We start from the raw sequence: 23,153 nt of genomic DNA, 5'->3' as shown, positions 1-23,153 counted from the left end.
CCTCCCATTTAAATCATTTGAAAATGCTTAAACGCGTCTTTTATTGCATTTTCTTTTTCCTCTGTGCAGTTTGGTTCCTTAACATTTTCGTTCTTTGCCTTATTATAATTTTCACGCTTATCAATACCACACTTTGCTTTAATCTGAGCAATATTCAAACTGGATACTTTCAAACCATATTTATCAAGCACATACTGTTTGAGTTCTGCATAAGTAGCCTCGCTCTCCGCAGCCGTCAAATCGAGCTCATCCATCTCTAATTTCACATCAATATGTTTATCTGTTTTAAGTTTGGAAAGCAAAGCGACCGTCTCCACATGCACCGTCCCCGGGAAGAGGTCGATGCACCCGGCCCGCTCCACCTGATAGCCCCTGCCCTGCAGCAGCTCCAGATCTCTTGCCAGGCTGGTGGGCTTGCAGGCAATATAGACCATTTTCTCCACGCCAAAGCCGATGATCTTCTCCAGGGCCTTCGGATGTACACCGTCGCGGGGCGGGTCCAGGACGATGAGGTCCGGCACCTCCCCCAGCTCATCGATGACCTTCAGCACGTCTCCTGCCCAGAAGGTACAGTTTTCAAGACCGTTCAGGCGGGCGTTTTCCCTCGCCGCCTCCACAGCCTCCTCCACGATCTCCACACCGGTAACCTTCCTGGCCACAGGCGCCAGGATCTGGGCGATGGTCCCTGTGCCGCTGTAGAGGTCAAAGATGACCTTGTCCTTCGTCTCTCCTATGTAGCTTCGGGCGGTTTCGTACAGTACCTCCGCTCCCAGAGAGTTGGTCTGGAAGAAGGAGAAGGGAGTGATCTGGAAGCGCAGCCCCAGTATCTCCTCATAGAAGTGATCCTGCCCGAAGAGGAGACGGGTCCCCTCATCCTTCACCACATCGGCCAGGCTGTCATTGGATGTGTGGAGGATGCCTGTGATCTGCCCTTTCAGCTGGCCGCTGCGCTCCAGCTCCAGAAGGCTGTCCGCCCAGGGATCCAGGTCCGGGCCTGCCTGGGTGGTGGTCACCAGGTCCACGAGTATCTGGCCGGTGCGGGCCGCCTTGCGCACAAGGAGATGGCGGAAATATCCCTCGTGGCGCATGCGGTGATAATAGGGCAGACCGCTCTCACGGGCAAAGGCGAGGGTCGTCTCCAGGATTGCCCGGAAATCCCCGTCCACGATCCGGCACTCATTTACGTTCACAATGTCGTGAAAGCTCCCCCTCTTATGCATGCCGAGAGACAGGGGGCCATCCTTGTACGCATCGCCGAAGGTGAACTCCATCTTGTTCCGGTAGGCGTCCGTCACGGGACTGGCCTTGATACCGTCCCACTGATACTCTCTGCCTCCGCCCTTCCGTATAGCCTCGTCCAGCAGCTCTTTGACCTGGGATTCCTTGAGTCTCAGCTGCTCCTCATAGGGCAGGGTCTGGTAGGTGCAGCCCCCGCACTGCCCGAAATGGGGACAGGGGGACGGGATCTCCAGGGAGGAGGGCTGCAGCACCTCCAGCACTCTTCCTTCCGCCCGGCCCCTGCGGATTTTATTGACAGAGACCCGCACTCTCTGGCCGGGAATGGCGTTCTTGACCAGCACAGGCCTGTCTTCGCCCTCCGCCTTTACCACGCCCTTATTCGGATAATCGATCCTTTCAACGGTTCCTTCCAGTATCTGTCCTTTCTTCATCTGCTCAAAGCTCCTCCTGTCCTTCTCCCTCTGGCTTTTTCCGCACGGCGGCTGCTCTCCGGGTGTATTGCGCAAAAAAGAAAGACAGAACATTGGATTGTCCTGTCTCTTCCTTTTGTCCCGATCTTATACCTGATCATCTTCATTAAAGAAGTCATCATCAAAATCGTCATCGAAATCTTCTTCGAAATCCTCCAGATAGTCCGGAGTAAAGAAACAATATACCGCATATGCAATTGCCGCTACTGCCGCGATCGCTCCCACGATCGCCAGCACCCAGAGCACTGTCCTGCAGGTCTTGTCATCTTCATCTTTCTTGCGGATCAGTTCGTTCAGCTTTGAAGCTGCAATGATATCCTCTACCTTGCTCATACTTCCCACACATCCTTTCTTATGCTTGACTTGCAAGTATAATTCGTTGGCATTATTATAACACCTTCCCGGGCATATTACTACTCATTTTTGCAGTAATTTTCAGATAAATCTGTTCTTCTTGAACACAACGCCCTATATTTTCTGCAATTTCGCAAATGCAGCAAACATCTTTTTCGTTCCTGCACTGTCAAATTCCACAGTCACCTCATAGTCCCGGCCGCCTTCCACAATGGCGGTGACAAGTCCTTCTCCGAACTTCACGTGGCGCACCCGGTCTCCCACATCATAGCCGGGGCCGTTTCCGCCTGCCACCTTAAACTGCTGTACCGGTCTTGGTGAAGAAAAAGCCTTCGTGTGGAAAGCCTGTCTTGCCTGCTGCCAGGAGGACTGCCTGGGAGCCTCCTCCTCCTTCTCCTCCCGCTCGAACCTCATGCCTGTGGAGAGGAGGTCCGCAGGGATTTCCTTTAAAAAGCGGGACATCTTGTTGTACTGGGTCTCTCCCCGCACCATCCGCCTTCTGGCACAGGTCAGGGTGAGCTGCTTCATGGCTCTTGTGATGCCCACATAGCAGAGGCGCCTCTCCTCCTCCAGCTCCTCCGGGTTGTCGGAGGTGACCGTCATATAGCTTGGAAAAAGGCCGTCCTCCAGACCGGCCAGATAGACATGGGGAAACTCCAGGCCCTTGGCGCTGTGGAGCGTCATGAGGACCACATAGTCGCTGTCCTCGTCCAGGCTGTCTATGTCCGCCACCAGGGCAACCTCCTCCAGAAATCCGCCGAGAGTGGGTGTCTCTCCCCGCTCCTGGCAGCTCTCCTCATAGTCCGCCGCCTTGTTCTTCAGCTCGTCGATGTTCTCGATCCTGGTCTCCGCCTCTATCTCCCCCTCGGTCTTCAGCTCTTCTATGTATCCGGTGGTCTCGATGATGTCCTCCAGGAGCTCCAGGATACTCATTTTCTCCGCCTCTGATCTGAAATGCTCGATGAGGGCGGCAAAGGATTCCAGCTTGGGGAGCCCTCTCCCGATACCCGGGATCAGGTCCGCCCCGAGGACCGCCTCGTAAAAGCTAACACCCCTCTGGAGGGCGTACTCCTGGACACGGTTCACACTGGTGAGCCCGATGCCCCTCTTGGGCACATTGATGATACGGCGCACTGCCAGGTCGTCCTTTCCGTTGTCGATAGTCTTCAGGTAGGACAGCAGGTCCTTTATCTCCCTTCTGGCGTAGAAGTTGACGCCCCCCACCAGCTTGTAGGGGATATTCGCCGACACCAGCTTCTCCTCAAAGAGACGGGACTGGGCGTTGGTGCGGTAGAGGACAGCATTGTCATTGTAGGAGCAGTCCCCGCTGTCCACATGGCCGCGGATGTCCCCCACGATATATTCCGCCTCGTCGTATCCGGTGTCGAACTGCCGGAGCTCTATCTTCTCCCCCTGGCCGTTGTCCGTCCAGAGAGTCTTGTCCTTGCGCCCTCTGTTGTTGCGGATCACCGCGTTGGCCGCGTCCAGGATCGTGCCGGTGGAGCGGTAGTTCTGCTCCAGCTTGATGACCTTCGCATCCTCGAACACGTTCTCAAAGTTGAGGATATTCCGGATGTCCGCCCCACGGAATTTGTAGATGGACTGGTCGTCATCCCCCACCACGCACAGGTTCCTGTATTTTGCCGCCAGGGTGCTGACAAACTGGAACTGGACATTGTTCGTGTCCTGATACTCGTCCACCATGATGTAGCGGAAGCGCTCCTGGTAATAGTCCAGCACGTCCGGCTGGGTCTTCAGAAGCTGCACCGCCTTCACAAGGAGGTCGTCAAAATCAAGCGCGTTGTTGGCCTTCATCTGCTTCTCATACTCCTCGTAGACACTGGCTATCCTCTGCCGGGAAAAATCCCCCTCCGCCCGGAGGCGGAATCCTTCCGGGGAAACCATCTCGTTCTTGGCGGCGGAGATAGCGGCCAGAAGGTTCCTCTCCCGGTAAATCTTCGTATCGATCTGGAGATACTTACATATATCCCGCATCAGCGTCTTCTGGTCATCCGTGTCGTAGATGGTAAAGTTGGTATCATAGCCCAGACGGTCTATATGCCTGCGCAGGATGCGCACGCAGGTGGAGTGGAAGGTGCTGACCCAGATGCTCTCCGAGCCAAAGCCGACGATATCGTCCACCCTCTCCCGCATCTCCCCGGCCGCCTTGTTGGTGAAGGTGATGGCCAGGATGTTCCAGGGATTGACCCCCCTCTCCTCGATGAGGTAGGCGATCCTGTGGGTCAGGACCCTGGTCTTCCCGGAGCCTGCCCCGGCCAGGATGAGGAGAGGGCCCTCCGTGTGGTATACAGCCTCCCGCTGCTGTTCATTCAGTGTGTCGTATATGCTCATGTTTACTCCTTTGGCTTTCGTGATACTCCCGTTTCGTTTTGTCCGTAACTGATATCATACCACAGTTTCCATGAGCTTTCCAGCCTCTTTTGCCGGGCTGTCTCAGTACCTGTTGTCAGGCCGGCTCAGTGCCTGCGGGCGTCCGCGGGCCCCCGCTCCAGGTCCTGCATGCTCTTCAGGCTGATGGCAAGGGTGGAGGTATTGTGCAGCAGGGCGGAGGTGGTGGGCCGGACCACGCCGGCCACGCCCAGGCAGATGAGGGCTGTGTTGATCCCCACGATAGAGCGGTAGTTCCGCTGTATCCGCCTCATGAGCAGGCTGCTCAGACGCTTCAGCGTGACAATCTCCCACAGGTCGTGACCTGCTATGGTGATATCCGCGATCTCCCTGGCGATCTCCGCCCCGTCGCTGACCGCGATGCCGGCGTCTGCCGCGGAGAGAGCGGGCGAGTCGTTGATGCCGTCCCCGGTCATGACCACCTTGCGGCCCTTCTTTTTTTCCTCCTCCACAAAGCGTGCCTTGTCCTCCGGCAGGACCTCTGAATAGTACTCATCCACACCCACTCTCCTGGCAATGGCGGCGGCTGTCTTCTCGCTGTCCCCTGTCATCATGACGATCTTCTTAAAGCCGGCCTCCCGCAGGCCCCGGACCACATCCGGCGCCTCCTCCCGCAGAGGGTCCTCGATACATATCACCGCTGCCAGCAGGCTGTCAATAGCCAGGTACAGGTGAGAGTATTCATCTGAGAGCTGACGGAACCTTTCCTGGAATTCCGGCCGTATCCTGCATTTCTCATCCTCAAAGACAAAGTGGTAGCTGCCGATGACCACCTTTTTGTCCTCTATGTAGGAGGAAATGCCGTGGGCCACGATATAATTCACCTTTGAGTGCATCTCCTCGTGGTCGAGCCCCTGTCTCCTGGCCGCGTTCACCACTGCCTTTGCCATGGAATGGGGAAAGTGCTCCTCCAGGCAGGCGGCGATCCGCAGCATCTCCTGAGGCGTTTTCCCGTTGAAGGTCACCACCTCCTTCACAGTGGGCCGCGCCTTGGTCAGGGTGCCTGTCTTGTCAAACACGATGGTGTCCGCCTCTGCCACTGCCTCCATAAAGCGGCCACCCTTGACTGTGATGCCCTGTGTGCCCGCCTCCCGGATGGCGGACAGGACGGATATCGGCATGGCCAGCTTCAGGGCACAGGAGAAGTCCACCATGAGGACGGCCAGGGCCTTGGTGACATTCCTCGTGGCCAGCCAGGTGAGGATGGTCCCCGCCAGCGTGTAGGGCACCAGCCGGTCAGCCAGGCTCTCCGCCCTGCTCTCAAGGCCGGATTTGAGCTTCTCGGAGTCCTCTATCATGGTGACGATCTTCTCAAATCTGGTGGAGCCGGAGGTCTGCTCCACCTGCACGGTCAGCTCCCCCTCCTCCAGCACGGTCCCCGCGTACACGTAGCCGTCTCTCTCCTTCCTCACGGGCAGGGACTCGCCGGTGAGGGAAGCCTGATTGACCATGGCCTCCCCGGAGGTGACAACGCCGTCAAAGGGGATCACATTTCCCATATGTACCACCACCTCGTCTCCCGCGCGGACATCCGAGGCGGGGACCAGTAGTTCCTGGTCATCTGTCCTCAGCCACACCTTCCTGATGTTCAGGGACATGCTCCTTGCCAGATCTCCCACCGACTTTTTGTGGGTCCACTCCTCCAGTATCTCTCCCACTCCCAGCAGATACATGACAGAGCCGGCCGTGTCAAAGTCGGACCGGAGGATGGAGACCGTGATGGCTGCCGCATCCAGCACCTCCACCTCCAGCCTCCCCCCGGCCAGGCTCCGGAGTCCTTTCGCAAGATACCGGACAGCCCGCCAGCCCGTGCAGGCGGCCCGCACAGGGAAGGGAAGGAGCTTCCTGCCAAAGTGTAACAGCGTCCTTCCAATCAGCTTCTCCCGGTAGGCCCTGTTCAGCTCTCTCCCGGAATGTTCCAGTACCTGCTCCGGCACCTGTACATTTTCATATTTAAAGGCTCGGAGCGCCCGGAGGATAACTTCCCTCTCTCCCGCATAGCACACTACAGCGTCCCCGGTCTGCTCGTAGACCTTTGCGGCAGCCACGCCGGGAAGGGTCTCCAGAAAGCAGAGGAGTGTGTCCGCCTCCCGGCAGGTCATCTTTTTTTGCTCCACATGCAGGCGGATGCGCCCTCTTATCTCATGTCTGATCCTGTATTTCAACTCTGTTCCCTCCATTTTTTCATAAGGAGAAGGCGGAGCCGTCTGTCGGTGGGGCTCCGCCTTCTCTCCTCTATTCCAGACCCTTCAGGTCTTACGCTCTACTCTTCTTCAGCCGCATCCTCCTGCACGCAGGCGGCCTCCTCTCTCTCCCGGTCCTCGTTGATCTGCTTCGCCTCGGCCAGGATATCCTCAGCGTTCTCCTGCACGGTGGTCACTGCGGCCATGACACTCTCCCTGGCTCTCAGGACTGCCGCCGTACATTTTGTGTATAGATTCTTTGCATCCCTGCTTGACAGGAGCTTCACGCCGGCCGTGCCGAACAGCACGCCTCCCGCAAAAAGGCCAAGTCCTTTTCCGCATTTTAAACATTTAGAAATCTCAAACATTTTTCTGCCTCCTTATTTATGTTTATAACCAGTATAGAAAAGCATGGCGCAGCAAAATACCATCATCCATGCCCAGAATTTATGGGACTTCATCTTCCTCACTCCCTTGCCCGATCTCATATACTGAGTTGATACAAATTATGATAATTTTCATACAGGCAGTTAGTCAATTCTAAATGGCCTTAATGATAAATCTTATCACCTTTCCGTCTCCTCCGGCTCATAGACGATCCGCCTGCTGACCACTCCAATCTCCTCCAGGGCATTTACCATCCGGTAAACGGTGGCTATCCCGATGGACTCATCCTGTCGGGACGCCCGGTAAAAGATCTCCTTGCAGCTTGAGCACCGGTTCTCCAGGATGATATCCAGAAGCTCCATGCGCTGCTTTGTGATCCTGCAGCCATTGGCCTTCAGCTTGGCAATGATACGCTCTTTCTCTCTGTCCACGCCGTCTCCTCCTACGAAATGCCGGTCACATGATACCCGGCTTTTTCAACCGCGTTTTTCAGGATATCCTCACTGACTTTTCTGTCAAAGGCAATCTTCGCCCTGCCCTTCACCGGGTCCACCTCGGCTCTGACTCCGGCGATCCCGTTCAGCGCCTGTGACACGGCCACCCCGCAGTGCTGGCAGTGCATTCCTGAGATCTTCAGGGTCTTCCTCCCTATCACAGGGCCGTCCAGCTTCTTTTTCGGCGCTTTTCCGCCGCTGGGACAGCTTCCCCCGGCGGGACATCCGATGCATTTTGCACCGTTCCTCTTCGCCTTCACCATATACGCCACCGCGGCTGCGATGACCGCCGCGATAACGAGCAATGCAATGATATCTGCCATGATCCTTGTCCGCCATCCTTTCCGCTGATCTTCAAATATCTTTTCTCAGGCACTTTCTTAATGCAGGCAGTGGACAAAGCACCTCCGCTCTGCCCACTGCTCTCTTCCATGCCCGGAACCGCCTACGCGGTGTGCAGGCTGTATTCTGCCGCAAATTCCCGGTCGGACCTGCGGATCCTCCATATGATGATGGCCGCAAATACCAGGACCGCTATCAGACCCGGAACAAAAGCTGTTCCAAGGGAGCCTGTCGTGACGAGCGTTCCGACCTGGTACACCGCAAAGGCTACCGTGTAGCCTGTGGCCAGCTGGAGACAGATGCCGCCAAGCAGCCACCTGCCGCTCTTCATCTCCGAGTTCATCGCTCCCAGAGCCGCAAAGCAGGGCGGTGTGTAGAGATTGAACATCAGGTACGCCAGGGCTGCCACCTTGGTCAGTCCCATGATGGTGGCCACTTCGTTCCCGCTGCCCACCAGAGCCAGCTCGTCTGTGTCGATCAGGTTGGTAACACCGTACACGACCGCCAGCGTTCCCACAACATTCTCCTTTGCGATAAATCCTGTGACGGCCGCAGCCGCAAGCTGCCACACGCCAAATCCAAGCGGGATGAACAGGATGGAGATGGGGTGAGCGATGCCGGCAAGGATGGAGGTATCCTCCGCTCCCTCCGCCACGAGCTGGAACTGCCAGTTGAAACTCTGCATGATCTGCACCACTGTGTTGCACACCAGGATGATGGTCCCGGCTTTGATGATGTACGCTTTTCCACGCTCAAGCATGGACATGCAGGCTCTCTTAAGGCTGGGGAGCTTATACTCCGGAAGCTCGATGATGAAGAAGGATTTCCTGTATTTCTGTCCGGTGATCCTCTTTACCAGCAGGGCGCCCAGGAGAACGAGTACAATGCCTACCAGGTACATGGTGGCTGACACCCACCAGGCGTCCGCGAAGAAGGCACCCGCGAACAGGGCAATGACCGGTATCTTTGCGCCGCAGGGCATGAAGGGCGTGAGCATGGCTGTCGTCCTGCGCTCCCTCTCATTGCGGATGGTCCTGGAGGCCATGACTCCCGGGATGGCGCATCCGGTACCGATCACCATAGGGATGACCGATTTTCCGGAGAGCCCCACTCTCTTGAAGATGGGGTCCAGCACGACCGTGGCCCGGGCCATATAGCCGCAGTCCTCCAGAAGGGCGATGAGGAAATACATGACCATGACAAGAGGCAGGAATCCCACGACCGCTCCGACGCCGCCGATGATACCGTCAACGAGGATGGCGTACAGCAGCGGGTTCGCGTTTTCCATCAGTCCTCCGACCCAGCCCTGGAATGTCTCGATCCAGGCCACCAGCCAGTCAGCGATCCAGGTTCCCAGCGTTGTCTGGGATATGTAAAACACAAGGAAGATAATGATCGCAAAGATGGGGATGCCGACAATCTTGTGGGTGATCACGCTGTCGATCTTATCCTGGAAGTTCTTATTCTTTGTGAAGACCTTTCTCTGCTCCACCTGCTTTACAATGCTGTTCACAAACTCAAATCTCTTCCTGTCCGCAGCCTCCACCTGGGCTTTGTCCTTCAGGTCGATGTCCGCCTGCACGTAGGGCGCCTTCTGGCCAGCCCCGTTCAGGGCGGCAGCCTGGGAAACAGCCTCCTTCAGCCCCTCATGTCCCGAGGATGTGGAGACGGTCTTTACGACCGGGCACCCCAGCTTCTCGGACAGGAGTTTTTCATCGATCCTGGTCCCCTTCTTTTCAGTGAGGTCGCTCTTGTTCAGGGCTACCACCACAGGAACGCCCAGCTCAAGCAGCTGCGTGGTGAAGAACAGGCTCCGGCTCAGGTTTGTGGCATCCACGATATTGATGATCGCATCGGGATGTTCATTTTTCACATACCCGCTCGTGATGCTCTCCTCCGAAGTAAACGGCGACATGGAATAGGCCCCCGGCAGGTCCACCGCGACCAGCTCCTCCGCTCCGTCGTAATAAGCCTTCCTGATAAGGCTCTCCTTTCGCTCCACCGTAACACCGGCCCAGTTTCCAACGCGCTCGTTCCTGCCTGTCAGCGCATTGTACATGGTTGTCTTTCCGCTGTTAGGATTTCCTGCAAAAGCAATTCTCATAGCACATTTCTCCTCCTTCATCTCTTATTCAATTAGAATTAACTAACTCTTGTGCAGAGACGGTGCGAAAACAGCCGCCCCTTTTATTTATATTGAAATAGCTTTCGCTAGATCAGTATCGATATTGTATCTGCCATCCTTGATGGAGACCACGCATCCTCCCCGCATCCGGGAGACTACAGTGATGGGCTCGCCGCTGTAGCAGCCGAGGGAAAACAGAAAGGCTTCCAGCTCATCGTCCTCCGTCGCGATACCCTTTACGATATATTCCCTGCCCTCTTCGGCTTCCAGTAAGGTCATTTGAACCTGCCTCCTCTATATCAACATCTTATTTCTCTGCGAGGCACTTATGACTAACTTTGTTTTGCCTCATCTAACAACTGATAGTTTAAACTAACACATTGGGTTTGTCAATTCTTTTCTTAAATAAAAATTTTTATCAATTTGCAGGGAAAGGGCAGATCCTCAATTCCCGGTTTACTCAGCCCCCTTCTTTATGTTATACTACAGGAAAAAGAACCGAGGTGAAACCGATGAGCATAAATACAAACGAGTCCTCCGAAAATTATCTGGAAACGATCCTGATCCTGAGCAGAAAGCATCCTGTTGTCCGCTCTGTAGATATCGCCACTGAGCTTGATTTCAAAAAGTCCAGCGTCAGCGTCGCCATGAAGAAGCTCCGGGAGAGCGGCCACATCCAGGTATCCCCGGAGGGCTACATCACGCTGACCGAATCCGGCCGCGAGATAGCCGACTGTATCTATGAGCGGCACCAGCTTATTTCCTCCTGGCTGATCCGTCTGGGTGTGGACCCGGATGTGGCCGTAGCCGATGCCTGCCGTATGGAGCACGTGATCAGCGCCGAGAGCTTTGAGGCGATCAAGAGGCATATCAAATAGACAGCGGGGAACCAATACCCAGAAACCAGAAAAGGATATACCTGTCTCTCCCAAAAGACAGATATATCCTTTTATTTCTTTACCCTCTTTACTTTTTTCTCGCAAAAGCTCCTACTCCACCCGGAGAGCTGTCACCGGGTCGCTCTTTGCCGCCTTCCGGGAGGGGATCAGTCCCCCGAGAAGGGTCAGCACGATGCTCAGCGCGATCAGGATGACCGCCGGGAGCGGAGCCAGCACGGCGCTGACGTCCTCGGAGCCGGCCAGATAGTGTATCAGCATATTGCCCGGGATCAGTAGCAGAAGGCTCAGACCGATGCCGATGATCCCCGCGCAGCCCCCTATGATAAAGGTCTCCGCATTGAACACCTGGGAGATGTTCCTCTTCGAGGCGCCGATGGCCCGCAGGATGCCGATCTCCTTCTTTCTCTCCAGGACGCTGATGTAGGTGATGACGCCTATCATAATGGAGGATACGATGAGGGAAATAGCCACAAAGGCGATGAGCACATAGCTGATCACATTGACAATGTCCGTGACCGAACTCATCAGCGTCCCCACCATATCCGAGTAGGTGATGACCTTCTCATCCTGCCCCTCCTTCTCCATGCGGCTGTTGTAGTCGTCCAGTATCCGCACCACCTGGTCCTTGCTCTCGAAGTCCTCAGGATAGATACTGATGCCCGCGGGCTCGTCAAAATCCGCATAGCCCAGGGTCCGCAGATTGCCGTCGTAGGAGGCATTTCCCGTGGACTGGAAGGACATGAGCAGCTCCGTCAGCTCTGTCTCGTCCATGTTCATCTCAAATGCGTTCCGGAAGGCCTCCGGGTCGATGGAGAGGGCGTTCTGTATATTTTCTCCAATCCGGACCGCGGCGGTCTGCATGGCGCTCTCCACGCCGGAGGTGATCTGTCCCATCATCGCCTGCACGGCAGATGTGATCTGCCCTTCCAGAGCCCGGGCCGTGCCGCTCTCCATGACAGAGGACATGTAGCTCTCCACCGCCCCTGTGAGCTGCCGCTCCAGGGCCTCTGTGTCCAGCATGCCTGCCAGCGCCGCTGTCAGCCGCCCCTGAGCCTCCTCTGTCCCCAGATAGGCAAGGAAGCTCTCCCCTATCCTGGAGGGGTCCGGCAGACTGTTGGCCGCCGCGTAGGTCTGGTAGCCGTCCGCCAGCTCGCTGGCCAGCTTCTGGAGCTGCGCCTCGGTGATATTGACATCTATGCCGGAGGAGAACACTTCTCCTGCCCACTGCTCCAGGACAGCCCGGGCCTCCTCTGTCTGCAGGTAGGTCATCAGATATTCATCAAAGCGTTCGCTGTCCGTCCACCCATTTTCCTGGGCATAGGCCCTGTAGCCCTCCAGCACCCTTGTCATCAGAGTCTGCAGCTGCTCTGTGGTGACGGTGGTCCCGCCGCCGGACTGGATGATATCACGGATATTGTCCTCCAGGATAGCCCGGGCCTCCGGTGTGTTCAGATAGGACACAAGGGCTTCTCCCAGCCTTGTGTAGTCCGTGGCCGGGTCCTGGGACGCGTAGGCCTGGTAGCCCTCCAGCAGGCCCCCCGCCAGGCTGCCGAGCTGCTCGGGTGTGACAGTCAGGTCCATAGCCTCGCCGAGGGAGGACAGGTCAAAGCCCTCCATGGCCGGCAGCTGGGTCTGTATGGCACCCAGATCGATCATGCCCGACAGGTCCAGGGTCCCGCCTCCTCCGTTCAGGCCGTCCGTCAGGTCAAGAGAGCCGGAGAGTCCTTCCGTCATGGCGGAGGAGTCAAAGGAGAAGGCGTTCTGCAGCGCTTCCGCGTCAATGGTGAACATGGAGCCAAGGTCCAGGCTCTGCCCGCTCTCCTCCCCGAAGGGCTCGCCGGAGAACACGTCCACCTCCGGCTCCGCGATCTGCTGCTGCACGATCTGGCTGTCACCGGCCTCCTCCACCAGGTGCTCGGTGAGGGAGACGGGATAGCCGATTCCGGCCTGGAGCATCATGGCGTTGCCGTCTTCTGAGGGCTGCACCACGCCCACCACCGTCATCTCCTCCCCGTTCTCCGCCAGCTCCTTTACATACTCCTCATCCCCGGACCGGTCGGTCCACACCTGGTATTGGCTGTCGTAGGTGTAGTAATCCACACTGTTCACCAGCCGGAAGGTGGTCCCGATGATATCACTGTAGGAGTACGTCCCGATATCCTCCGGCGTGTCAATGCTCTCTTCATTCAGGAACTGCTGTATCATCTCATCCAGCTCCAGGGGATCCCTGAGTCCGAGTGTATAGAGCATCATGTCGCTGATGCTGCCTCCCTGGGTCAGGACTACCACGCACTCATTGTATTTCTCCGGCCATCTGCCTGCCTTCACATCATACTGTCCCTCGTAAAGAGACGGATTTTCCGGCATCTCATAGAACACATCCGTACTCATCATGGAGGACATGAGGCTGCTGGAGCTGGAGGAGGATCCAAAGCCAAGCGCGTCAAAGGAATGGTCCGGGTTCACCTGGCGCACCTGGTCGCCATTTATGCGGTAGATCTGGGGTGTCACATTGTAGCTGTACTCCACCGCGTTCGTATAGTCCTCTATCCCGCTCTCACCGCTGTCAAAATATGCTTTCAGGGACTTCAGGTCATTGGAATCCATCTTGGAGAACATGTCTGTCACCATCTGGATCACATTCACCTCCCCGGAGTCCCCGCCGCCTCCAGAGCCTGTCATCATCATGGAGGACATGTCAAAACCGGTGCTCTGTATCTCAAGAGGGTACTCGGAGAGGGTTTCCTCCTCCATATTGTGGATATACTGGTTGACTCCTGTGGAGAGAGCCAGTATGAGGGCGATGCCGATGATGCCGATAGAGCCCGCAAAGGAGGTGAGGATAGTCCGGGCCTTCTTGGTCCTGAGATTGTTAAAGCTGAGGGACAGGGCTGTGAGGAAGGACATGGAGGTCTTCCCCAGGTTCCTGTGCTCCGGCTCCTCCAGCTTCTCCTCATCCACCTCAAAGGGGTCCGAATCCTCCCGTATCTTTCCGTCCCGCAGACGCACGATGCGGGTGGCGTACTCCTGGGCCAGCTCCGGGTTGTGGGTCACCATGACCACAAGGCGGTCCCTGGCCACCTCCCGCAGAAGGTCCATGACCTGCACGCTTGTGTCGCTGTCCAGAGCCCCGGTGGGCTCGTCGGCCAGCAGGATGTCCGGATTGTTGACCAGAGCTCTTGCAATGGCCACTCTCTGCATCTGTCCTCCCGAGAGCTGGTTTGGTTTTTTGTGCAGCTGCTCTCCCAGCCCCACCCGCGCCAGGGCGTCCGCCGCCCTCTGACGGCGCTCCGCCTTGCCGATGCCGGATATGGTGAGAGCCAGCTCCACGTTGGCCAGGATGGTCTGGTGGGTGATGAGATTGTAGCTCTGGAACACAAAACCGATGGTGTGGTTCCGGTAGGAGTCCCAGTCCCTGTCTTTGTACTTCTTCGTGGACACGCTGCCTATGACAAGGTCCCCGCTGTCGTACCTGTCCAGCCCCCCTATGATATTGAGAAGCGTGGTCTTCCCCGAGCCGCTGGGCCCCAGGATGGCCACAAATTCGTTGTCCCGCAGGTTCAGGCTTACGTGGTCCAGCGCCTTTTGCACCAGGCTTCCTGTCCTGTACTCTTTACAGATGTCTTTGATCTGAAGCATGAATGATCCCGTCCCCTTCTTTCCCGTAAATGTCCGCGCGGTGACCTTTACGAAAAAGATCACCGCCCCACAAAAACCCAAATTCAGTTTCAAGTATAGCGGGCGGTGCATCCAGAGTCAACACAGGCCATTATTAAATTTTTATAACCTTTTTTCCTCCCTCATCCTGTCCCTCACCCAGAGAAGGTCCGCCTCCGTGTCCACGGAGAGGCTGTCTGCCTTCTCCACAGGTATCAGGCGGAGCTCTTTTCCGTAATCCAGGAAACGGAGGGTGTCGATTCCCTCTATCCTCTCCAGTCTCCCCGGGACGGAGGTCTTATAGAAGTCCAGCATCCGTCTGCTGTACCCTATGATCCCCACATGTTTATAATAGGAAAAGGAGACAGAGGAGAAAGGGCACGGGACCGGAGCTCTGGACATGTAGAGAGCCCGGTAGCTGCTGTCAAAGACAACCTTGATATTGGACGAGTGGAGGAGCTGGACCGGGTCCTTCACCTCGGCGATGATATTGGTGCCGAACTCCTCCCCGGCCGGCATCTCATCCGGCACCGCGGCATCAATATTGGAAGGATCTATGAGCGGCTCATCCCCGTTGATCTGCACATAAAAGTCAGCCTTCACCTGCTCCGCCGCCTCCTGCAGCCTCTCTGCAGCCGTCCTGTGCTCTTTCCCTGTCATGACCACAGGGATACACAGGGACCGGCATGTCTCCTCTATCCGGACATCATCTGTGGCCACCCACACCTGGTCCAGCTTTGCGGCTCTCCTGGCCCTCTCATAGACCCACCATACCATGGGCATGCCCTGTATCTCGAGAAGAGGCTTCCCGGGAAGCCTGGACGATCCGTACCGGGCCGGTATGATGCCTGCTGTCTTCATGCTGGTCTCCTCCTTCCTGGCGCCGCAGCGCTCTGTCAGCTCCATCCTCTCTTCCCCTCTGTCTCCTTCAGCCTTTTTATCTCCTGCCTGAGCTCTTTTTCCGTCTCTATATACTCCAGGAGCCTTTTTTCCGTAGCCGCCAGTATCCCCTCCAGCATGCGGATCCTCATTTCCTCATCTGACAGCTCCTCCACGGACAGGGTCGTATCCTGAAAGGGAAGATATCTCTCCTGTCTGAACTCCTCCGCCATCCTGTTCACCTCGCTCCTCTCCGAATAAAAATACATCGTGTGCTCTCTTTCTCCCTCCCGGACCACAAGGGGGAGCATCCGTAAGAACTGCTCCCTGCGCTCCGCAGTGTACATCCTGTACTTTCCTCTCTCGTTGAGCCAGAGTACAGTCCCTCTCTCCGGCACGCCCCCGGCCTTTTCCTCCCCTCCTGTCCGGCCGTCTCCCCGCAGGAGGAGAAAGCCTGATATCTCCTCCCCCTCCTGGTATTCCCGGATGACCAGATCCTCCCAGGGCGCTCCCATACATCCGGCCATGTTCCTGACCTGCGCCAGGCTGACTCCCTCTGTCAAAACGCCTTCCACGCCCAGGTGTACTGCCAGGCAGAGAGCCATATAGCAGAGCGGATCGAACCTGTAGCTTTCCTCATATTCCGGGCCGAAGACAAGCTGTCCCCCGAAGAACCGGCGTATCTGGTTGACCCCTGTGGAGCTGACCGTGCAGACTGTGCCCGGCATCCTCTCAAAGGCCAGAGGCAGGAGCTCTGATGGAAAGGTCCCCTCTATGAGCCTTGCCTCCGGGAAAAGGAGGGGATAATAGAGGATGTCGTCCGGGTGTGGCTTGATGACCACCTGCCTACCCTCCAGATAATAGTCGAAAAGATGCCTGTAAATATCGATCTGCCCGTCAAAGGAAAGCTGCCCCAGGCTGGCAAACTGCTGGGTGAGAAGGAGCACCTCCTCTTTCTTGCCCTCCAGTGCGGGGACCTGAAAGATCCTCCGTATCTCCTCCTGCCGCCTCCCGGGCAGCCTGTGAAAGGCTTCCATCACCTGAAAATCCTCCGCCCTCGGGTCAAAGAAGCCCTCCTCCTGTGAGGCCATGTCACAGTATTTTTTTGTGATCAGAGGACTGGTATGGTCGTAGAGCCCGTATTTCTCTATAAGGGCATACCTGGCCGGAGCGCTCCTCCTGTGGATTTCCGCCAGGACCCGGGGGCGGCTCAGAGCGCCGCTGCCGTCCTCGAACATCTCAAAGGAAATGCCTTCTGACAGGAGAAAGACCTGCAGGTAGGTGTGTATCCCGGCTATGAGTATCCCATCGAAATCCGTGATCTTATAGGGAATGCTCCTACCCAGCTCCTCCTTCACCTGCCGGACGATCTCCTCCTCCGTTCCCCTGTATCCGCCAAAGCGGAACAGGTACACTTCATCAAAAAAGCGCTTCGTCTCCAGCTCGAAATACCGGGGCATCCGCTCTTTGATATAGGTCCCCAAAAGGAGCACGCACTTTTCGTCTCTGTAATAAATCTGCCGGTGGACCATGCACTCCAGTATCTGGTAGGCCGACAGCGCCTGGTACAGTATCATTGTCTCTCCTCCCATAATCCCGCTTTTTCCATCACCTCTTTCACAGACTCCATCACCGCTTTGTCCTGAGTCGCAAAAAGGTCTCTCCCGAAAATATAGTCGCCAAAATATTTTTTTATCCAGAGCAGGTTCCTGGAAAAATACTGGAACGGCATGTAGGCATCGTGCCCGGAGATATCCAGCATATACGGGAAATCCCTGAAGGTCCCTGTGTAATCCTTCACGAAGTCCAGTGTGCCCTGATGGATCTGCCTGTCTCTCTCATAGTTCTCCACCTCCGGGATGTCGTAGAGGAACCGCCCCCGGCTGTCAAAGCCGAGAAAGGTCGGGGTGGCTGACTGGGTCAGTATTTCAAAGAAAAAGGAATTGAGCCTGCTGTTCTCCTCCTGGTGGGAGTCATGGAGCCCTTTGTTCTGCAGGGGAGAGAACAGGTAGACCTCCACTTGCCTCCTCTGCATCATCCCCGCCATATAGGTATCATTTACATTCCTCGCAGCCGCCAGGAGGCAGTGTATCTCACAGTCCATCCCGTACATCTCCGCCAGCCTTCTGACCTGGAGCACGTTGTTTCCGGACCATCCCACGTCCACCACGGCGGCCCGCCTGGCATCTCCTATCTGCCGCCGCAGATACGCCTCTATATAAGCCTGGTCCTTATCATAGCACCCGGCCAGCTCGTCCCAGTGCTCTGTCACCAGGCGCCGCACCGCCTTCTCGTTCTCTCCCGTGAGATATTCCTCCTCCCGAAGCCTGTAGGCGGGAAAATATTTTTTCAGCCTCCCGATACCCACGCGTTCAAAGAGCACTCCCAGACGGGACTTGTAGAGGGCCCCTGCCTTGTGATGGATGATCTGCAGAAGGTAGGGATGCCTGTTTGTGTTTACCGTTGTCTTCACCACGGGAATCCGGGACCAGAGTACATACGCTGTGGGAAACTCCGGATACATCTGGCGGAACACCTTCTGGTACAGGTCCCCCTCCCGGGCCAGAAAGAGTATCTTCTCCAGGCCTCGGGCCCTGGCGTACTCCATGATCCAGCGGCAGAATCCCATACAGTACAGTCCTGTGTACACATACCCCACCTCGTACCAGGGCGTGTAGCGGTCCCGGCCATTGTGGAGCTTCGCATTCACGATCCCTCTGTAGGCGCTGCCTGCCAGACGGGACATGTCACCGGCGCGGAAGGGCTTTCCCGCCTCATTCACATTTCTGTACTGTACAGCCTCGATCCCCCTCTCCCTGGCGGCCTCCACATCGGACCTGGGGTGGTCCCCCACATGGAGGATCTGACCGCTGTACTCCCTGCGCAGGATATCAAAAAGGCCGCCCTTCCTCTTGGTGCAGCTGTAGTCACAGGAGACAAAGACATGGGAAAAGCCCTCGTACCCGCAGGACCGCAGGAGCTCCTCCAGAAGCTCCCGGGGAAGGTACATATCCGACACCGCCACCAGCGTCTTCCCCCTCGCTTTGACCATGCGGAAGACCTCCAGCATATAAGGGTTGGCAAAGCAGAGCTTCCGCTCTGTCAGGAACTCTGTCCTGGCTCCCTTTACCGCATCCACCCCGGTCTCCTCCTCCACCATCTCATAGATGTCATACAGGGTCACCTCCCGGGTTCCCCGCAGGAACTCACTCTTCCTGCGGGCATCCTCCTCCGCCTTTTTGCGTATCTCGCAGAAATCCATGATGCCCAGCTCCTCCCCCACCAGGATAAAAAGATCCGAGGGCTCTGCAAAGGGGCGCAGGATGAGGGTGTCAAAGACATCGAAGGACAGCACGTCGTAGGGCATCATGCTCTTGGCCAGGTGGACAGGCAGGGGACGGCCCAGGGCCTCTGATTCCGCTCCCCCCTCCCACAGCCGCCCGCTGTTGGCGTTGAGATACTTCTCCCGGGGAGCCTCCGCCGCTGCCTGCTCCGGCAGATCGTGATACCTCTTTCCGTCAAAGGTGTACTTGAGTTTATATACATAGGAAACTCCGCCTTTCACCTGACTGTCCAGATGCCGGTTCTCCTCTGTCTGCACGGCGAAGCGCCAGGAGCTGTCTTCCCCGGACCGATACAGATTATAGTGGATGGCCCCCGGGATTTTTTCCCATGTGAGCAAAATCCCGCCGTTCTCCCCCTGGCAGGCAGATAAAGCGGGGCTGTCCTCCCTCCCCTTATCCCGTCCGGCATCCGGGCTTCCCGGCAGAGGCCCGGAGCGCCCGGTCCCATCTCCCGCCTCCTTCCCGGCGATCCGCTCCATCAGGTAGAGCTCTTTATTTTTGAGGGCCGTGACAGTCAACACCTCCGAGAACCCGCTGTAGTACCTGCCGTCCATGGAGACCTTAAACCGAAAGAAATACATTTTGTCCTCTTCCAGCCCCTGCACCCTGCAGACATGTCTCCTGGACTTTTCCACAAACCGATAGTGGACCCCGTCCAGGGACATATACAGGTTGTACCATACTGCCCCCGGCACCCACTCCATGCGCAGCTTCGCAGTCCCCTCCTTCAGCTTTACCAGGACAAGGCTGTGTACTCTGTCCTTCTGGCTGTCCCTGTATTTGACCGACAGGAGGAGAAGGACAAGCCAGTGCTTCCACCGCTTCTTCCTGTGCTCCCCTATATGCCCCTGTACATACCGCTCATACTCCCGCTGGATCCTCTCATTGCGCCGGACGACCCTGTCATAGAACCAGTCCTTCATACTGTATCCCTCGCTTTTCCAGTATCATTTCCACAAATTCCCGCACAGCTCCCTCCCCGCCCTTTGCGGAGAGCACGATCGGGCAGTACGCCTTCACCTGCTTTGCCGCGTCCTGGGGACAGACGGCAAGCCCCACACACTGCATGGCCTCCAGGTCATTCAGGTCGTCTCCCATATAGGCCGCCTCCTGGGGCAGGATATCGTTTGTCTCCAGGAAATCCAAAAGGAAGGCCCTCTTGTCCTTCACCCCCTGGAAGACCAGGGAGATGGACAGCTCCCCGGCCCTCCTCTGGACGCACCTGCTTTCTCTCCCCGTCAGGATGACAGATTCGATCCCGGCCTGCCTGGCAAGCAGGATGCCCGCTCCGTCCTTGATGCTGAACCTCTTCATTTCCTCTCCCCGGCTGTCCAGGTAGACGCCCCCGTCCGTCATGGTCCCGTCCACATCCAGGATCAGATACCGTATCCTCTCCAGATTTTCCATCACCTGCTGCATCTACACCGCCTCCTCATACAGGGAGGAGGTGAGGAAGGTGACAGGAAGACTCTTCCCCACCTCCCGTATCTCCCCCGCGATTTCTTCATTGTCCCCGCTCTTCGCACTGTGGTATTCTCCAAAATATCCTCGCATATAATTCTCCCGGTCCCTGTCGTACCCGTCGAAGCCGGCCAGAGCCGCCTCTTTTACTCCCAGCTGCCGCATCAGGCGCAGGAGCAGGACCCCGCAGTTTCGGGCAGGGTGCCCTTCCCCGGCCAGCCGTCTGTAGCTGACCACGGCATCCCCCTCCCGCACACCTCTTGTGATGTTGGATGTGAGTATCACCTGCTCCTGTGCCCCCCTGAACGCACGATAGCTCTCGTACCGCTTGGCATTGCTGAAAAAGGCATAGCCTCCCCTCTGCTCTTCAAAATAGAAATTTGCCGACACAGGGATGGCATCCTTTTCCCGGATATATTCCCTCACTCTGTCCCACTGGTACTCCAGCGACTTTCCCGGCGCCAGCAGGACCGCTGTTCTGCCGGCAAACACCTCCCGAAGCCTGCGGATGACCGCCTGGTCCTTGGCGTCCCTGTCCTCAAAGTCCCTGTACAGCATCTCGATAAGCTGCTGGTCATAGACGCTTTTTTTCTCCTCCGGTATGAGCTGCAGGATCCGGTGCATATCCCTGGCTGTCAGGTTCCCTTTTGAGAGGAGGTACTCCGCGTAGTTCCTGTGGAGATTGAGCTTGGCAGACAGGAAGTACTCCGCCGTATATCCCCAGGGCTCTCTCTCCTTTATGGGAGTGATGCAGGTCTCAATGACGTCCAGCACCGGATCCAGGTCATAGCGCTTCCCGTAATTCCGGTTCAGGTAATCCATGATAAGCTCCATGCACAGATTGCCCGGCACCCGCCCCATCCCGTTCAGGGAGGCATCCAGCACACAGCGCCTGTCCTGGCTCTTTATCTCCAGGAAGGTCTGGGCCAGCAGAAAGGACTGGGCCATATTTTCATGCAGATGGAGCCCCAGCACGGTCCCCCTGTCCAGATTGTTCTCACAAAGGGAGGTGATCCGGACCAGCTCCTTCTTTGTCATAGAGCCAAAGGTATCCACGATGGAAAAGCCATAGGGTCCGAGCGCTTCCACCTTCTCCAGGAGCCGCAGAAGTCCGCTGTCGCTGTAGCCCATGATATTGATGGGATTGACAAAAAGGCGGTAGCCCTTTTCCATGACCCTCCTTCCGAATTCCAGCCCTTCATCCACATCGTGATCGTGAAAGGTGACCCGTATGGCCGCCACAGTGCCGTCGTTTTCCTCCAGCTTGCGGATATCGTAGCGGTTGTGGAGGGCCATGAGCACATAGCCGGCACCGGCGCGTCCCTCCGGGAGGATCCTTTTCAATTCACGCACCGAGTTGAAGAGGGTCCGGTCCTCACGGTAGGTGCAGTCCCGCAGGAACCCGGCCTCTATGAGCTCTGTCCCGGCTTCCTCAAGCCCCGCCATGATATTGCATATGTTCTTTCGCTTAAAATCCCAGTCATTGATGTAGCCCCCGTCTCTGAGGGTACAGTCAAGTAATCGGATCGTCTCCATCTGTTCTCTCCTTTCTGCCCTTTGCGGCGCTCCTCTGCCCCTCCTCCACTCCCTCCGCGCTCTCCTTCTGGAACAGGATGCGCACCGTGAGGAAGAGAAGACGCACATCCATCCTGAGGGAGTAGCTGTATATATAGATGAGGTCGTACTTGATCTTGTCCTCCGGCCCGGTATTGTACTTTCCGTAAATCTGAGCGTATCCGGTAAGCCCTCCCTTCACTTTCATCCTCTGTGAAAATTCGGGGATGCTGCGGGAGTATTCTTCAATAAACTCCCACCGTTCCGGTCTGGGCCCCACCATGGACATGTCTCCCTTCAGCACATTGACAAGCTGTGGCAGCTCATCGAAATGCAGGTTCCTTATGACACGGCCAACCCGTGTGACACGGCTGTCGTTCCTGCTGGCAAGCCTGGCCCCCTCCCTCTCCGCATCCACGCACATGCTGCGGAATTTGAGCATCCGGAAGGGCCTGCACCCCTCCGTGTACCTGGTCTGTCTGTACAGCACAGGTCCCCCGTCCTCCAGATGGATGAGGAGGGCAATGAGCGCCATCAGAGGAGCGGAAACACAGAGAAGAAACAGGGCTGTCCCGATGTCCAGCACCCTTTTCGCCTGTTTCTGCCCGTCTGTCAGGCCGTCCTTCTGATACTGGAACAGCACCTTGTCCTGAAGCCGCAAAACGCGGGCGTTCTGGGTGTAGATATCGGCAATCCCGGGTATGCTGTAGCAGTCCTTCCCCAGGCCTACGCACTGCTTCAATATCCGCTCCTTTTCTCCGGCCGGGATCTCGCCAAGATATACCACCTCACAGCCCTGGAGATGCTTTTCCATCTCCCCCGCAGCCTCCCTGAAGGAAAGGCAGCGGGCTATCCGGAAATAGCCGTTGATCCTGTTGTTTTTCTCCAGCAGCTCCCCCGGCTCCTCCTGGTCCCCGTAGACAAAGAGCGCCCGCTTGCAGGACTGTCTCCTCAGATACAGCCTGAAGCAGAGTGCCGCCCAGACCATGCCCGCGCCTGACTGAAGGATGAGGAGAAGGAGGAACCCCCTCAGTATCTGCCATATGGAAAGAGGGCTTACGGCACACATCAGCGCTCCGAAAAAGAGGCTCGCTCCCGCAGCACCGAAAAACTGGCCGTACATAAGGTCCGGAAACCGCCTCCTCTGTACGTCTCCCGCCTCCAGAAGGAGCCAGGCTCCCTCCAGAAGGACAAGATACAGGACAGCCAGCGGAAGAGGGCTCTCATGGCCCAGTTCCTCCAGTACCCGCACTGCCCCCAGAAAGCTGCCTGCAAGGACAAGGAGGTGTCCGCCTGTCTTCACTGCCCTGAACATAGTGTATCCCTTCCTCCCTTTCTTCATACCTGCCTTTTCCT

17 protein-coding genes are annotated in these 23,153 nt (G+C 56.8%); 1 reads left to right on the top strand and 16 read right to left on the bottom strand.

Features of this window, described 5'->3' with window-relative positions; all coding sequences use genetic code 11:
- Window positions 1-8: 8 nt before the first annotated feature.
- From rlmD to B5E62_RS08245, 9 genes are all read right to left on the bottom strand, one after another.
- A complete protein-coding gene (gene rlmD, locus B5E62_RS08285) occupies window positions 9-1,670 on the bottom strand; it encodes a 23S rRNA (uracil(1939)-C(5))-methyltransferase RlmD (protein WP_087174155.1) in 1,662 nt (553 codons plus the stop codon).
- A gap of 126 nt (window positions 1,671-1,796) precedes the next feature.
- Window positions 1,797-2,042, bottom strand: coding sequence for a hypothetical protein (locus B5E62_RS08280; protein WP_033126807.1), 246 nt, complete (start codon window positions 2,040-2,042; stop codon window positions 1,797-1,799).
- Between the two features lie 135 nt (window positions 2,043-2,177).
- Window positions 2,178-4,415, bottom strand: a complete 2,238-nt coding sequence (gene pcrA, locus B5E62_RS08275; protein WP_087174137.1) for a DNA helicase PcrA — start codon at window positions 4,413-4,415, stop codon at window positions 2,178-2,180.
- A gap of 125 nt (window positions 4,416-4,540) precedes the next feature.
- Window positions 4,541-6,637: a heavy metal translocating P-type ATPase gene (locus B5E62_RS08270; RefSeq protein WP_087174136.1), complete on the bottom strand. Its 2,097-nt coding sequence runs from the start codon at window positions 6,635-6,637 to the stop codon at window positions 4,541-4,543.
- A gap of 98 nt (window positions 6,638-6,735) precedes the next feature.
- Window positions 6,736-7,023 (bottom strand): DUF6110 family protein, encoded by a 288-nt coding sequence (locus B5E62_RS08265; protein WP_087174135.1) that lies wholly within the window; start codon window positions 7,021-7,023, stop codon window positions 6,736-6,738.
- A 198-nt stretch (window positions 7,024-7,221) separates the two neighbouring features.
- Entirely contained in the window at window positions 7,222-7,473 is a 252-nt protein-coding gene (locus B5E62_RS08260) for a transcriptional repressor (protein ID WP_087174134.1), read from the bottom strand.
- A gap of 11 nt (window positions 7,474-7,484) precedes the next feature.
- Window positions 7,485-7,859 (bottom strand): heavy-metal-associated domain-containing protein, encoded by a 375-nt coding sequence (locus B5E62_RS08255; protein WP_087174133.1) that lies wholly within the window; start codon window positions 7,857-7,859, stop codon window positions 7,485-7,487.
- 122 nt (window positions 7,860-7,981) lie between these two features.
- On the bottom strand, window positions 7,982-9,982 hold the full coding sequence (feoB, locus tag B5E62_RS08250) for a ferrous iron transport protein B (RefSeq protein ID WP_087174132.1): 2,001 nt from the start codon (window positions 9,980-9,982) through the stop codon (window positions 7,982-7,984).
- Window positions 9,983-10,069: 87 nt separating this feature from the next.
- Entirely contained in the window at window positions 10,070-10,282 is a 213-nt protein-coding gene (locus B5E62_RS08245) for a FeoA family protein (protein ID WP_087174131.1), read from the bottom strand.
- 239 nt (window positions 10,283-10,521) lie between these two features.
- Between B5E62_RS08245 and B5E62_RS08240 the strand changes: the two genes are divergently transcribed.
- A complete protein-coding gene (locus tag B5E62_RS08240) occupies window positions 10,522-10,881 on the top strand; it encodes a metal-dependent transcriptional regulator (protein ID WP_087174154.1) in 360 nt (119 codons plus the stop codon).
- A 111-nt stretch (window positions 10,882-10,992) separates the two neighbouring features.
- Here the strand turns inward: B5E62_RS08240 and B5E62_RS08235 are convergent, their stop codons facing one another.
- From B5E62_RS08235 to B5E62_RS08205, 7 genes are all read right to left on the bottom strand, one after another.
- A complete protein-coding gene (locus B5E62_RS08235) occupies window positions 10,993-14,541 on the bottom strand; it encodes an ABC transporter ATP-binding protein/permease (protein ID WP_087174130.1) in 3,549 nt (1,182 codons plus the stop codon).
- Between the two features lie 141 nt (window positions 14,542-14,682).
- Window positions 14,683-15,465: a 3-deoxy-manno-octulosonate cytidylyltransferase gene (locus B5E62_RS08230; protein ID WP_242957783.1), complete on the bottom strand. Its 783-nt coding sequence runs from the start codon at window positions 15,463-15,465 to the stop codon at window positions 14,683-14,685.
- Window positions 15,456-17,030: a polysialyltransferase family glycosyltransferase gene (locus B5E62_RS08225; RefSeq protein WP_143468827.1), complete on the bottom strand. Its 1,575-nt coding sequence runs from the start codon at window positions 17,028-17,030 to the stop codon at window positions 15,456-15,458. The genes B5E62_RS08230 and B5E62_RS08225 overlap by 10 nt, the downstream gene beginning before the upstream one ends.
- Window positions 17,012-19,705, bottom strand: coding sequence for a hypothetical protein (locus B5E62_RS08220; RefSeq protein ID WP_087174128.1), 2,694 nt, complete (start codon window positions 19,703-19,705; stop codon window positions 17,012-17,014). The genes B5E62_RS08225 and B5E62_RS08220 overlap by 19 nt, the downstream gene beginning before the upstream one ends.
- Complete coding sequence (locus B5E62_RS08215; RefSeq protein WP_242957781.1) at window positions 19,686-20,201, bottom strand: KdsC family phosphatase; 516 nt, start codon at window positions 20,199-20,201, stop codon at window positions 19,686-19,688. Before B5E62_RS08215 ends, B5E62_RS08220 begins: the two co-directional genes overlap by 20 nt.
- Window positions 20,202-21,779, bottom strand: coding sequence for an aldolase catalytic domain-containing protein (locus B5E62_RS08210; protein WP_162610283.1), 1,578 nt, complete (start codon window positions 21,777-21,779; stop codon window positions 20,202-20,204).
- Window positions 21,757-23,139, bottom strand: a complete 1,383-nt coding sequence (locus tag B5E62_RS08205) for an exopolysaccharide biosynthesis polyprenyl glycosylphosphotransferase (protein ID WP_087174126.1) — start codon at window positions 23,137-23,139, stop codon at window positions 21,757-21,759. The genes B5E62_RS08210 and B5E62_RS08205 overlap by 23 nt, the downstream gene beginning before the upstream one ends.
- Between the last annotated feature and the right edge of the window lie 14 nt (window positions 23,140-23,153).

Origin of the sequence: Lachnoclostridium sp. An118 (assembly GCF_002160985.1) — a bacterium.
GTDB classification, from domain to species: Bacteria; Bacillota; Clostridia; order Lachnospirales; family Lachnospiraceae; genus Claveliimonas; species Claveliimonas stercoravium.
Note: the sequence above shows the minus strand (reverse complement) of the source record. Positions and strands in the feature narration are given on the sequence as shown.